Raw genomic sequence first — 13,158 nt, 5'->3', positions numbered from 1 at the left:
CTCAGCCGGACGCGGGCGTGCCGGCGGTCGGCCGGGTCTCCGGCATGCGCGCGAGGACCGGCAGCACGGCCAGTGCGACCAACGCGATCATCGCCCCGGGCAGCGCCGTCCAGCCGGTGAGCTTCACCAGCAGCTCGGCCAGGAACGGGGTCAGTCCGCCGAAGATCGCCGTGGCCATGGTCACGCCCAGTGCCAGACCGCTCAGCCGGCCTTCGCCGGGAAACTGCTCGGCCGTGGCGGAGGCGCCCACCGCGCTGACGCCACCGGCCAGGCAGGCGAGCACGAGCGCCCCCAGCGCGATCGCCATTTCACCGCCGTGTCCCATCACCGCGAACATCGCCAGCGGCAGCAGCGTGCTGCCCGCCGCCAGCCATAGCAGGACGGGCTTGCGTCCGATCCGGTCGGACAGTGCGCCGGTGAACGGCGTCACTGCGATCACCGCGACGGCCGCCAGCGTGGACAGCCACAGCGATCGTCCCTCGGCCAGCACGCCGGAGGAGGTGAGGAATGCCGGCACGTAGGTAATGCCGACGTAGTAGGTGATCGATCCCAGCGCGGACACCGCGAAGGTCCGCCCCAGGGCCGCCCGGTGGTGGCGCAGCGTATGGCGCAGTGGCGAGGCAGGGACGGTGCGTTCGGCGACCTGACGTTCGAAATCGGGCGACTCCTCCATCATCGAGCGCGCGAGCCAGACCGCGCCGGCCAGCGCCGCGCCGACGAAGAACGGGATCCGCCAGCCCCACGCCGCGAGTTCGGCCGGAGTCAGTGCGCCGACGGTCAACGCCGACAGCGCGACGGCGAGCAGTGCTCCCACCTCGCTTGCCGCCGACGCCAGCGAAGTGAGCAGGCCGCGTCGCTCCATCGGCGCGCCTTCCAGCAGGTAGGCGACCACGCCGGTGTATTCGCCGCCCACCGAAAACGCCATGAAGCAGCGCAGCGCGAGCAACAGCACCCCGGCCGCCGGGCCGATCGTGGCGTAGTCCGGCAGCAGCGCCGTGGCCAGCATCGCGGCGGTCATCAGCATCATCGACAGCAGCAGGGTGCGGCGGCGGCCGATGCGGTCGCCGATGTGGCCGAACACCACCGCTCCCAGCGGGCGCATCGCGTAGGAGATGGCGAAGCCGGCCAGCGTGGCAAGCAGCGACGTGGCGCCACCGCCGAAGAACACCCTGGACAGCACGGTGGCGAAATACAGATACAGCGTGAAGTCATACCACTCCACCACGGTGGACCATGCAGCCACCGCCATCGAGCGGCGCGTGACGGCAGTGGTTCGGCTCGGGACTTCTTTCATGTGCGGGCACCGCGTGCGGGGATGCCCGATGGTAGCTGCCGCGACGTGCCGGGCCGGCGCAACGCTGGTTACAGCCGGTTCCAGGCGCGTGCGAGGTGAAGGACGACCATGACGATGCCCCTTCCCTCGAGACCGCGCTGATCGTGATCGATGACCAGCAGGGTTTCAACGATCCCCGCCTGGAGCCTGCAACAACCCGGATGCCGAGGCGAACATCGCACACCTGCTGGCGGCGCTTCGGCAAAGGGCGGGCCGGTGATCCACGTGCAGCCCGACTCGGCCGCGCCGGACGGTGCCTTACCGCCACGGCGATCGCCGCAGTGTGACGCGCCCGACGACGGGGCGCACGGCGAAGCGCCGTTCAACCGAACAGGTGCGCGCCCCAGGCGGCCATCACGCGGTCGTAGCCCAGCGTGATGCACACGGTGGCCAGCGTGTCGTAGACCAGGTGCAGCGCAACGCCGTACCACAGGCAGTAGTCGCTCAGGACGTAGACCAGCGCCAGGATGCCGCCGAGCGCGCCGGTGAGGATCCAGCCGCTCAACCCCTGATACCCATGGGCCAGGCCGAACACCACGCAGGAGGCTGCCACGGCGACAGCCGTGGCAGCGCGCGAGCCGCCGAACGCGGCGCGAATGCGCCCCAGCACGATGCCGCGGAACACGACTTCCTCGCAGAAGCCGGCCGAAATCCAGATCAGCGGCAAAAGGGCAAGCAGGGCGTGCCAGTTGCCGCGCAGGTAGTCGAACATGCTCAGATCGCGGTGCTGTCCGGTGAAATGCTCGATCGCCGGGGTCAGGGCCACCTTCACCAGCAGCAGTTGCGCCACGCCAGCGAGCAAGCCGAAGGCAGCGATCCGGCGCCAGTCCACATGCTTGCGCAGGCCCAGCGGCACGTGCCATCGGCGCGGCTCGAACCAGGCGATCAGCAGTGCCACACCCGCGCCCCACATCGAACCCCAGCCCGGGCCGTTCCATACCGCCGCGATGACAACCCCGACGACGGCCAGCTGCCACAACGTCGAGGCCGTTCCGGAAGCGGGCAGGGCGGGAGTGCGGGCGGCAGGGGACATGGCGCGGGCTCGGGTGGCCGGAGCGCGGCAGGATCCGTGGCATGGGCCGTCTCCGCATGTGCCGCTGGTCATCCTGCCCGCGCGTCGGACGGCGCCCGGCGGCGGATGGGATTCACGTCGCCGCGGGAGGCGCGCGCCCCATCCGGATGTCTACCAGTTGCGTCGGGCGGCACCCTCGAACTCGTTGCTGGAAGGATTGATCTGGATCATCCGCCGTCCGGCGCGGCGGATCCGCGGTCCCAGCGGCTGGACCGGATCGTGCGCGCACCGGAACGAGCAGCGCGCGTTGCCCGCGAAGCTGCGGCACAAGCGACCGGTCGCACGATTGAACGGACACCGTTTCGGCGTCGAAAAAAAAGCGCCCGCATGGGCGGGCGCGCACGCCGTCGCAATCCGGGGTATGACGCGACGAGGGGAGAGTGGTCGGGCCGCCCGGGGTTTTGGTCCCTGGCGGGCCGGGTTATTGCTGGTTCTGTTCCTGGTTCTGGTTCTGTTCCTGGTTCTGGTTCTGGTTCTGGTTCTGGTTTTGGTTTTGGTTCTGGTTCTGGTTCTGGTTTTGGTTTTGGTTCTGCTGCCGCATCTGCGACTGCGAACCTTGCCCGTTGCCTTGCCCTTGCCCGCTGCCCTGCCTCTGCATGCCCGGCAGGGTGACGCCGCGGTCGCGGGCGCGTTGCTGCATCTGTTCCATATGCTGCTGACGGTAGGTTTCCCGCTCCTGCAGCGTCTTCATCTGCATGATCTGCGAACGGTAGGACGAGCGCTCGGCCGGGGTCATCAGCGAATAGCCATAGATTTGGTTGTCTCGATCGCGGGTGCGGTCGCGATCCATGTCGTGGGCCGGGTCACGGATACGGTCATGCAGGCGGTCCTGCTGCATGGTTCCCTGACCGGCCTGTTGGCCGCCGCCGCGACTGCCGCGGGCCTGGTCGGCCATGGCCAGCGCCGGGATGGCGATCGCCAGGCAGGCGCCCAGCACCAGAGTCGGTTTCATTCGCATGGGGAGACCTCGTTGCGCATGCCACATGGCACGTCTGTCATCTTCGGGCGCCGCGGATCCGCGATCTTGATCGCCGTCAATGTCCCTGTCCGGCCGGATGGGGCGGTATGTCGCAGCCGCTGGCGACGGCCCGTATTTCGCCCGTACGGGTCGACATGTCGGGCCGACCGGTAGCGCGGACGCCGTAGCAGGGGGCCATGACCCGCGCGATCGCGCGGCGGGGAGGCCTTCACTTCTCCCGGGGAGATGCCGATAGACCTAGATGCCGGCCACCGGTCGGCGATGCCGCTGGTGGTTCCAGCGGGCATGTATTCCATCCGGCGCGCGAGGTGCGCATGATTCTGGACGAGCTGTTCGAGAAGCTGCACGACATGCCCACCGTGCCTGAGGTGGCGCAGGAGCTGCTGCGTCAGTTCGACGATCCCGACACGAATATCGACGAGCTTGCCCACACCATCGAGCGCGATCCGGTGATTGCCGCCAAGGTGCTGCAGCTGGCGAACTCGGCGCGCTTCCACGGGGCCCGCGACTGCACGCATGTGGCCGAAGCGGCGCTGCGCCTGGGCTTCAACATGCTGCGCACGCTGGTGCTCGCCTCGGCGGTCACCGGCGTCTTCCGTCCCGAAGGCCGCTTCGACCTGAAGCGCTTCTGGCGACGCAGTTTCGAAGTCGCCAGTATCGGCCGGCTGCTGGCCCGGCAGCGCGGCATCGATGCCGAGGCCGCGTTCATCTGCGGCATGATGCACAACCTCGGCGAATTGCTGATCCAGACGGCCGCGCCGGAGTACGCGAAGCTGCTGCAACAGGCTGCGTCGTCCACGGCCCATGGCGAGGAGGGGGCGTTGCAGTCGGGGTTCGGTTACCCGGAGGTCGGAGCGGAGCTCGCACGACGCTGGAACCTGCCACGCCTTATCCAGCACGCGATCGCCTACCAGGCCCGGCCAATGCAGGCGCCGGCCGGGTCCGTCATGCCGCTGCTGGTGGCGCAGGCCGTGCACATTGCCGATGCGTTGGACGCTCACGGCGGCATCGGCGACGAAGCCCGCCTCGCCGCGGACGGTCCTTTGATGGAGGGCGTGCAGCTCGATGTCGTGTTCCGGCTGTTGCCAAAGACGCTGGAGGCCGACGGCGCCTTCGCCGAGGTGCTTGGCTAGCTGCGGTGTTGCCGTCGCCGGCTCCTGCGTGAGTGTCCGCCGCGGCGTATTACTCGAAGGGGTTTGAGGGGGGCAGGCGCCCGGATCCGGACGAAGCCATCGCCAGATGGCTTCCGGCACGGCCCATCGTGTGCCGGCGGGTGCTAAGTTCCGGGGTTTACCACCGCTGCTGGAGCCGTCCATGTTCTCCCTTCCCGCCAACGGTTCGCCGCTCGCCGCGAACCGCAATTTTTCGCGTGTCACATTGGCTATTGCACTGGTCCTGGGCAGCGCGGTCGCCAGCGCCCAGTCATCACGCAGCGGCAACGTGCCGGCGCCGCAGGACGTGCCGTATCCGGGCACCGTGGCCATCCACGTCGATGCCAGCGACACCCGGCAGGGCATCTACCGCGTGCACGAGACCGTGCCGGTGAAGCCCGGTCCGTTCACGCTGCTGTATCCGCAGTGGATTCCGGGCGACCATTCGCCGACGGGCCCGATCGCCATGCTGGCCGGGCTGGAAGTCCGGGCCGATGGCAAGCCGCTCAGGTGGACGCGCGACAAGTACGACGTCTATGCGTTTCATCTCGACGTGCCGGCGGGCGTGTCCAGCCTCGACGTGTCATTCCAGTACCTGTCCGATCGCCGCGGCGGTTTCGAGATGACCGACCGTATGCTCGACCTGGAATGGAACAAGGTGGCGCTGTACCCGGCGGGCTATTACTCGCGGCGGATCACCTTCGCGCCCAGCGTGAGCCTGCCGGAGGGCTGGCAGTTCGGCAGCGCGCTGGAGACTGCCGCGCAGTCGGGCGACACGACCACCTTCAAGCCGGTCACCTTCAACCACCTGGTCGACTCCCCGATCTACGCGGGCAAGTACTTCAAGCGGGTGGATCTGACCCCGCCAGGCGGGGCGCCGGTGCACCTGGATGTGGTCGCCGATGCGCCGAAGTACCTGGTGATGACGCCGCACCAGGTGCAGGTGCACCGCAACCTGGCGGTGCAGGCCACCAAGCTGTTCGGATCGCATCACTACGACCACTACGACTTCCTGTTCTCGCTCTCCGACGAACTGGGCGGCAACGGCCTCGAGCATCACCAGTCCAGCGAGAACGGCCTGGGCGCCGACTACTTCACCGCCTGGGACGACGCGGCGCCCGGGCGCGACCTGCTCGCGCACGAATTCACCCACTCGTGGAACGGCAAGTTCCGCCGTGGCGCGGACTTGTGGACGCCCAACTTCAACGTGCCGATGGGCGACTCCCTGCTGTGGGTCTACGAGGGTCAGACCCAGTACTGGGGCTTCGTGCTGACCGCGCGTGCCGGGATGTGGACGCCGGAGCAGTTCCGCGACGCGCTGGCGATGGTGGCCGCGAACTACGACCGCAACCGCGAGGGCTTCCGGTGGCGCACGCTGGAGGACACCACCAACGACCCGACTGCGGCCCGACGCGCCGCGCTGCCGTACCGCAGCTGGCAGATGAGCGAGGAGTACTACAGCGCCGGCCAGATGGTCTGGCTCGCCGTGGATGCCAAGCTGCGCGCGCTCACCCATGACCACAAGTCGCTGGACGATTTCGCCAGGGCGTTCTTCGGCGTCGACAACGGCAGCTACGTGACCAAGACCTACACCTTCGACGACGTGGTCGCCGCGCTCGATGGGGTGGCGAAGTACGACTGGGCAACGTTCCTGCGCCAGCGCGTCGACATGCTGGATCCGCCGCTGCTGGACGGTCTGGCGGGCACCGGCTGGAAGCTGGTCTACACCGACCAGGAAAGCCCTTACGAGAAGCAGTACAACAGCCGATCGGAATCGTCTCGCCATCTCTACAACTTCACCTGGTCGATCGGCCTGACCATGGCCGACGGTGGCGTGATCAACGACGTGCGCTGGGACGGTCCGGCGTTCAAGGCGGGCGTCAGCACCGGCGCGACCCTCGTCGCAGTGAACGGGCAGGACTATTCCAAGGACGTGCTGAAGCAGGCGATCACGGCCGCGAAAACCGGCCAGGCACCGATCGACCTGCTGCTGAAGTACCAGGGCGGCTACCGGCATGTGGCGGTCGACTACCACGGCGGCCTGCAGTACCCGCACCTGGAGCGGGTCAAGGGCACGCCGGACTACCTGGACCAGATCATCGCCGCGCAGAAATAGTCGTCACGCTTCAATAATGTGATTTGAATCACATTATTGGCCGGCGGCAGTTGACATCAATCAACTGCCGCCGGCCCTGGTAGGGGCAGAGTGGCCATCCGATAGGGACGACGTCGGGTGCGGGAGTCCGCCGAGGCTCCCGCGACACACCTGGGAGGTGCGGTCATGCGGAATGAATGGCGTGGTGCGTTTGCCGTCGCGCTCGAGCTCGTTGCCGTCGGCTTGAGCCTGGCCTGGGCCGGTGAAGGACTGATCCAGTTTTCCGGAGCGGTGGTCACGCCCACCTGCGCCGCAGGCCCGGTGACGCGTCTGCCCGCCGAGGTGGGCGGGCCAGCCCGGGCGTTTTCGTGTGGCGCGCCGGTCGCCGACGGTGGCGGGGGCGATGCAGGCAATCCCTCGACCTACCGCCGCGAGGTGATCCGCCTGAACGACCATGAGTCGCTGCCCGCGCTCCGGCAATTCGGCGATCAGGCGGCGTCGGCGTCATCCACGGGCCAGCGGCCGCTGCTGGTGGTGCAAACCTACAACTGATCCAGTCGAGTGCCGTGGCGCATTGCGCTAACGTGTGCCGAATCGGTCTGTCGTGGAGTTGTCCGGATGTCTCGAGTGTTGCCCGTGGTTGCCGGCCTGCTGCTGGCCCTGTCCTGGAATGCCTTGGCGTCCGGCGGAAAAGATGGGGCGCCACAGGCGATCAATCCGCTCTATACCGCGCCTCCGTCATCGCTGGACCTGGCGCAGATCGACTCGATGCAGCAGCTGCTGGCCGACTGGCCGCAACTGCAGCGCTACCGCGCGGACAACCGGCGGCTGGTGGCGCCGAAGCCCGGCGAGCAGCGCGTGGTGTTCTACGGTGATTCGATCACCGACGCGTGGGGGCGAGCGCCCGGCACGACGTTCTTTCCCGGCAAACCGTTCGTCAACCGGGGGATCTCCGGCCAGACTACCGCGCAGATGGTGGTCCGCTTCCGGCAGGACGTGATCGATCTGCACCCGGCGGCCGTGGTGATCCTGGCCGGTACCAACGACATCGCCGGCAATACCGGACTGGCCAGCTTGCCGATGATCGAGGACAACTTCCGCTCGATGGCCGAGCTGGCCCGGACCCACGGCATACGCGTGATTCTCGCTTCGGTGCTGCCGACCACCGACTATCCCTGGCACCCGGGACTGCAGCCGGCAGGTCGGATCCGCGCGCTGAACGCATGGTTGAAGGCCTATGCGAAGGCGCAGGGCGCGGTCTATCTCGACTATTACGACGCGCTGGCCAATGCACGGGGCGGGCTGGATCACCAGCTCGCCGTAGACGGCGTGCATCCGACGCCGGCCGGGTACGCGATCATGGCACCGCTGGCGCTCAGGGCGATCGACACGGCGCTGGCAGAGTCGCCCCGCGTGCGCTGAGTGGCATGGCAGCTCCCGATGGCTCCCGCTAAAGTGAAGGGGATTCACAGGGGAGTCCAGGGGAATGCATCGACTGGCTGGCTTGCTGGTGGCCGCCGTGTTGGCTTGTGCCGGCATGATGCCCGCGCACGGGCAGCAGGGGGACCCGGCTCGTTTTCCGCCGCCGCGCGGGATGCGTCCGCCGCCACCGCCACCTCCGCCCGGCATGCCGCCACCGCGTCGATTCCCGCCGCCACCACCACCGGAGGCAATGCGGCAGCCGGCGACGTTGCCAGCCACGGTGCCCATCGTGACGGCGCCCGCTCCCGCACGCGTGGCGAGCGACTCCGGGCACACCGCCGGCTTGCAGCCGGAGACGCCAGCGACGGCATCCCGGGTGGCGCCCGCGCCTGCTGCATCCATCCCGACTCCGGCCGCTTCGGCGCCGCCGCCGGTCAGCGTGGCGGACGCCTTGCCGGCGGGAGCGAGAGCCGCTCCCGGTTCGCCCCCGGAGTCCCACAAGGCGCCGACCTGGCCGTGGCTGGTGCTGCTGGCCGTACTGGCCGCTGCCTGGTGGACGGCCTGGCGCCACAGCCAGCGGCTGAAAGCGGAGACCGAGCGGCTGGCGCGCCAACAGCGCGTGCTGAAGTCAGCCCACAGCCACCTGCAGCGCAAGTCGGAGAAGCTGCAACACCTGTCCATGCACGATCCTCTCACCGGCACGCTCAACCGGCAGGCGTTCGGGGCCGAGCTGCGCGACCGGATCGACCACTTGTCCAAGTACGGCCAGCCGCTCAGCCTGATCGTGTTCGACCTGGATCACTTCAAGCAGATCAACGATCGCCACGGCCACCTGGTGGGTGACGCGGCGCTGGCGCTGGTGGTCGGCGTGGTGCGTGAGCACCTGGTCAGCGACGATCTGTTCGGTCGCTTCGGCGGCGACGAATTCATGATCGCCAGCCCGGGCCAGGATGCCGCGCGCACGCTCTCGCTGGCCGAGACCCTCCGCCTGGCGGTTGCCGCACGCGCTCCGCACGCCGAGCCGCCGGTCCCTGGCCTGACGCTCAGCCTGGGCGTGGCCCAGGCCGATCCCGATCAGGGTTACCAGCTCGACGAGCTGTTCGCGCGGGCGGACGCGGCGCTGTATGCAGCCAAGCAGCGCGGCCGCAACCATGCCGTCGCGGCTGACGAAACGATGATGGCGCAATTGGTGCCGGGTACGGTGCGCAGGCACCTTTAGGCGGGTTCAGGCGGGACGGGGATCGCGCACTGAACGGCCGAGCAGATCCTCGTCGGTGAGCTCGGTCATGACCCGGTTGCGGCCGGCCCGCTTCGCTGCGTAGAGCGTGGCATCGGCGTGGTGGAACAGCCGGGACAGGTCGAAGCCCACTCGCTCGGCAAACGCCATGCCGATGCTTGCGGTGACGACGATCGGCTCATCGTCCAGACGGAGCGGTGTCGCCGCCACGGCCTCGCGGATGTGTTCGGCAAGGGCGACGCAGTCGTCGTGCGCACAGCCGCTCAGCAGCAGGCCGAATTCCTCGCCACCCAGGCGACCGAACAGGTCGCCGGGGCGCAGCCAGGCCTGCACCACCGACACGATATGGCGCAGCGCCAGGTCTCCGGTCACGTGGCCGTGGACGTCGTTGATCTGCTTGAAGTGATCCAGGTCGATCAGCGCGAGCGCCACGTTGCCGGATCGCTTCGCCTGCTCGGCCACCAGGGTCTCGGCTTCCTGCATGAAGTGCTGGTGGTTGAGGATGCCGGTGAGTCCGTCCCGGCGCGCCATCTCGCGGAAGCGCAGCTGCAGGCGCTTGACCCGCAGCAGCCAGAGCACCAGGAGGGTCAGCAGCCCGAGCAGCAGTAAGGCATAGAGTCGGGTGGTGCGTGCCGCTTGTTCAGTGAGCGATTGCCGCAGGCGCAGGACCTGGTTCTGCCGCTCCAGCGCTTCGTTCTGCATTTTCTGGGCGAGCAGGTCCTGCTGCACGCGCTGGTAGGCGAGCGCACGCGCGGACACGTCGTTGAGGTAGCTCGTGTTCAGCGTGACGTAGTGCTCGTAGTCGTCCAGCGCCGCCATGCCGTGGCCGTGCTTTTTCTCGATCTCGTAGAGCACGTGGTAGGCGTCGGCCAGATGAATGCTCTTGTCGTCGGCGGTACTCATCGCGATGACGCGCCTGGCCGCCTGCTCGGCTTCGGCATCATGGCCCAGTGCCAGGTTGGCCTGGGCTCGCTGCAACCGCATCGCCAGCAAGTGCGGGTAATAACCGGTGCTGCGGATATCCGCGGCAGTGCGCTCGACCAGTTCGAGCGCGTCTCGCGGCCGGTGCTCGGCAAGGTAGCGGTCGACCTGGATCAGTCGGGCGGTGTCCGCGATTACCAGTTTCCCGGCGGCGAGGCATGTCTGGATGGTCTGCCTTAATCCCGCGCTGGACGAGTTGAGCTTCCCCAGGCTTTCCAGCGCGGCGATCTCCAGCGCCATGCTGTCGCACGGTGAATCACCGGCGGGCAACGGATCCCGCATCATTCGGGCGTACTTCAGCGCCAGGTCGGGCTGGCCGGCAAAGTCGAGTACCTGGGACAGGTTGTGCAACACCGTCTGGCGGGCATCGTTGCTGGTGACGCCCGGCAGTCTGGCGACCATCGCCGCAGCCCCCCGGTAGGCATCGTCGTACTTCTGGTTCAGGACTTGGACGCTCAGCAAGAGCGCCCCGGCCTTGGCGGCGAGGTTGATGTCGCCGGAGTGGCTGGCCACGTCTTTCAGCCGGGTTTCCGCCGTGGGGTAGTCGCCCTCGAAGGCGGACTCCCAACCCTCCAGATAGCGCAGCCGCCACTGCTGCGACGAGGTCATCGCCGGAGCTTCCTGGCGGATCTGCGCGAGCTTCTGCACGAAGCGCGAATGGTCGCTCAGCCGGATGCTCTCGGTCTGGTCCAGGAAGCCCCCGACGTCGGTGATCGCGGCAGTCGCCCATGCCGCCCACAACGACAGGGCCGTGGCAAGCACGGCGGCGGTCAGTCGGAACGGGCGGGAAAGGCGGCGAGGAGACATGTCAGTCGCAATCAGCTTCGCCCTGGTGCGGGGGTGCCGACACACGGCGCCGAACAGACGCGCAGGCTGACCCTGTCCATGGCCATTTGGTGATCACACCTGGACCGGGCCGCCGGCCCTGCGTGGGGGAAGCTCAACAACATCCTTTCCTCGAACAGTCAACGAATGCCGGGATGCCCGGCGCTCCCTGCAATGACGGCAGCGGAGCGGAAAGGTTGATGTCCGGGCGGAAGGCGGGGGGGGCGTGGATTTCACGCCTGGGGAATCCTGGAGTCGCGAGCGGCAGGTCATACGAAAACAGAAGTGCCTTCCCCCGCATCCGCGATCACCCGGTTACGGCCGTCGCGCTTGGCCCGGTAGAGCGCGGCGTCGGCCTGTCGGCACAGTCGCTGCAGGGCATGTCCCGCGTTGTAGGTGGAGGCGATACCGACGCTGGCGGAAACCTTCAGCATCATGCCCTCGTGCTCCAGGGGATTGCCTTCGATCGCCAGGCGGATGCGATCGGCAATGGCGATGGCGTGGTCCCGCTCGCATTCCAGCAGCAGGATGCCGAATTCCTCGCCGCCCAGGCGCCCGAACAGGTCGCCGGGGCGCAGATGATCGTTGCAGACCGCCACGATATGGCGCAGCACGGCGTCACCGGCGGCGTGGCCATGGGTATCGTTGATCTGCTTGAAATGATCCAGGTCCATCCACAGCAGGCTGGCATGCCCCGATTTGCGTTCCAGGTGGCGGAGCTGTCGCTCGGATTCGTTGATGAAGTGCTGATGATTGAGGATGCCGGTCAGACCGTCACGGGTGGCCATGCGCTTGAAACGGAGCTGCGAATGTTTCAGGCGCAGCAGCCACAGCACGATGCCGGTCAGGCCGATCAGCAGCAGCACGATATACAGCCGACTGGTTTCAACCGCTTTGGCATCCAGTTCCTGCTGCAGGGTCAGAATCCGGTTTTGCTTGCTGAGGCTCTCGGCCTCGAGCTTCTGTGTGAGTACCTTTTGCTGGACGGTCTGGTAGGCAATGACCGGAACGCTGAGGTCGTTCATATAGCCTTTGTCCTGAACTACGAACTGCTCGTAATAGTTGAGTGCGTCGGCCGCATTGCCCTCCTTCCTGGCAATCTTGTAGAGCACCTCGAGTGCCGAGCGGAGATACCCACTGATCTCGCCGGGCTTGGCTATGGCGATTGCTTCCTTGGCGGCCTTTTTGGCGTTTTCGTCCTGACCAAGTTGCTCGTAGGCCTGCGCCCGCTGTGACAGTGACGACAACAGGTGCGGGTAGTATCGATTCTTGATGACCGTCGGATTGATTTGATTCAGTACGGAGAGGGCCTTTGATGGCTGCTTCTCCTTGAGGTAAAGCGAGCTGAGGATGAGCTCCGCGGCCGCGGTAACCACCGGTTCGTGTGCCGCAGTGCAAGTTTTGATGACCCTGGCGAGCTCGGTGCTTGACGATCTGAGCTTGTCGGCATTGGACAAGGCCGCTGCCAGTTTGAAATCCGGATCGCATTCGGTAGCGTTTTCCGGGATCGTGTTCATCATCATCTGCGCATATTTTGTGGCCAGCTCCGTCTGGCCCGCAAAATTAAGCATCTGCGACAACGCGCCCAGGGTCTGGAATCGTGACTCCCGGGAACGGAGCTTCGGTAGATTGAGGGTCATCTCGTTGGCGAGCTTGAATGCAGCTTCGTAGCGATGCGTCGCCGTGAGGTTGGTCAACAGGGCCGCGGAAGCTTTCGCCGCAAGATCAACGTCACCGGAATGATCGATCACGTCCCTTAGCGGCTCGGTTGCTGCTGCGAAATTGCCGTCCAGCGAAGATTCGAGCGCGTCGAGATACTTCAGCTGCCACTGCTCGGCTGGGGTGAGTGTGGGGGACACGCGGTGGAGTAGGGCAAGGCGCTGGGCGAATAGCCGATGATCCTTGATGCGCAAACTCTCGGTCTGCGCAAGAAATGCTGCAGGATCTCCGATGGCAGGAGAGCTTCCGGCCTGCGTGCAGAATGCCGGGCAGCAAAAAACCACCGTCGCGAAAACGACGGCGGCAACAAGCCAAAAGCTACCCCTACCTTTTCCCCGAGTCAT

The 13,158-nt window shown here is 66.9% G+C and carries 11 protein-coding genes; 6 read left to right on the top strand and 5 right to left on the bottom strand.

The features are described from left to right. Position 1: 1 nt before the first annotated feature. Positions 2 to 1,294 (bottom strand): MFS transporter, encoded by a 1,293-nt coding sequence (locus ATSB10_RS07030; protein WP_063671597.1) that lies wholly within the window; start codon positions 1,292 to 1,294, stop codon positions 2 to 4. A 95-nt stretch (positions 1,295 to 1,389) separates the two neighbouring features. On the opposite strand from ATSB10_RS07030, the gene ATSB10_RS19315 reads away from it, so the two are divergent. Continuing rightward, positions 1,390 to 1,620, top strand: a complete 231-nt coding sequence (locus tag ATSB10_RS19315; RefSeq protein ID WP_157469136.1) for a hypothetical protein — start codon at positions 1,390 to 1,392, stop codon at positions 1,618 to 1,620. A gap of 35 nt (positions 1,621 to 1,655) precedes the next feature. Here the strand turns inward: ATSB10_RS19315 and ATSB10_RS07025 are convergent, their stop codons facing one another. Together ATSB10_RS07025 and ATSB10_RS07020 are read right to left on the bottom strand one after the other, a co-directional pair. After that, on the bottom strand, positions 1,656 to 2,366 hold the full coding sequence (locus ATSB10_RS07025; protein WP_169816706.1) for a CPBP family intramembrane glutamic endopeptidase: 711 nt from the start codon (positions 2,364 to 2,366) through the stop codon (positions 1,656 to 1,658). Between the two features lie 460 nt (positions 2,367 to 2,826). Then, complete coding sequence (locus ATSB10_RS07020; RefSeq protein ID WP_063671593.1) at positions 2,827 to 3,363, bottom strand: hypothetical protein; 537 nt, start codon at positions 3,361 to 3,363, stop codon at positions 2,827 to 2,829. A gap of 335 nt (positions 3,364 to 3,698) precedes the next feature. Here ATSB10_RS07020 and ATSB10_RS07015 point away from each other — a divergent pair, with 335 nt between their 5' ends. The 5 genes from ATSB10_RS07015 to ATSB10_RS18900 all read left to right on the top strand — a co-directional run bounded on the left by ATSB10_RS07015 (position 3,699) and on the right by ATSB10_RS18900 (position 9,271). Further along, a complete protein-coding gene (locus ATSB10_RS07015; RefSeq protein ID WP_063671591.1) occupies positions 3,699 to 4,517 on the top strand; it encodes an HDOD domain-containing protein in 819 nt (272 codons plus the stop codon). A 181-nt stretch (positions 4,518 to 4,698) separates the two neighbouring features. Next, on the top strand, positions 4,699 to 6,651 hold the full coding sequence (locus tag ATSB10_RS07010; RefSeq protein ID WP_063671590.1) for a M61 family metallopeptidase: 1,953 nt from the start codon (positions 4,699 to 4,701) through the stop codon (positions 6,649 to 6,651). Positions 6,652 to 6,816: 165 nt separating this feature from the next. Next, positions 6,817 to 7,182 carry a hypothetical protein gene (locus tag ATSB10_RS07005; RefSeq protein WP_063671589.1) on the top strand — a complete coding sequence of 122 codons (366 nt, stop codon included), beginning with the start codon at positions 6,817 to 6,819 and terminating at the stop codon, positions 7,180 to 7,182. Between the two features lie 66 nt (positions 7,183 to 7,248). Continuing rightward, a complete protein-coding gene (locus ATSB10_RS07000; RefSeq protein ID WP_063671588.1) occupies positions 7,249 to 8,052 on the top strand; it encodes an SGNH/GDSL hydrolase family protein in 804 nt (267 codons plus the stop codon). A gap of 289 nt (positions 8,053 to 8,341) precedes the next feature. Continuing rightward, the gene (locus ATSB10_RS18900; protein ID WP_169816705.1) at positions 8,342 to 9,271 is read left to right on the top strand and encodes a GGDEF domain-containing protein; all 930 of its coding nucleotides are present in this window, start codon (positions 8,342 to 8,344) and stop codon (positions 9,269 to 9,271) included. Positions 9,272 to 9,277: 6 nt separating this feature from the next. On the opposite strand, the gene ATSB10_RS06990 is transcribed toward ATSB10_RS18900, so the two are convergent. Together ATSB10_RS06990 and ATSB10_RS06985 are read right to left on the bottom strand one after the other, a co-directional pair. Then, positions 9,278 to 11,077, bottom strand: a complete 1,800-nt coding sequence (locus ATSB10_RS06990; RefSeq protein WP_063671586.1) for a GGDEF domain-containing protein — start codon at positions 11,075 to 11,077, stop codon at positions 9,278 to 9,280. A 287-nt stretch (positions 11,078 to 11,364) separates the two neighbouring features. Next, positions 11,365 to 13,158, bottom strand: a complete 1,794-nt coding sequence (locus ATSB10_RS06985) for a GGDEF domain-containing protein (RefSeq protein ID WP_063671584.1) — start codon at positions 13,156 to 13,158, stop codon at positions 11,365 to 11,367.

This window comes from Dyella thiooxydans, from assembly GCF_001641285.1.
GTDB classification, from domain to species: Bacteria; Pseudomonadota; Gammaproteobacteria; order Xanthomonadales; family Rhodanobacteraceae; genus Dyella_A; species Dyella_A thiooxydans.
This window is presented reverse-complemented; position numbering and strand designations above follow the sequence as displayed.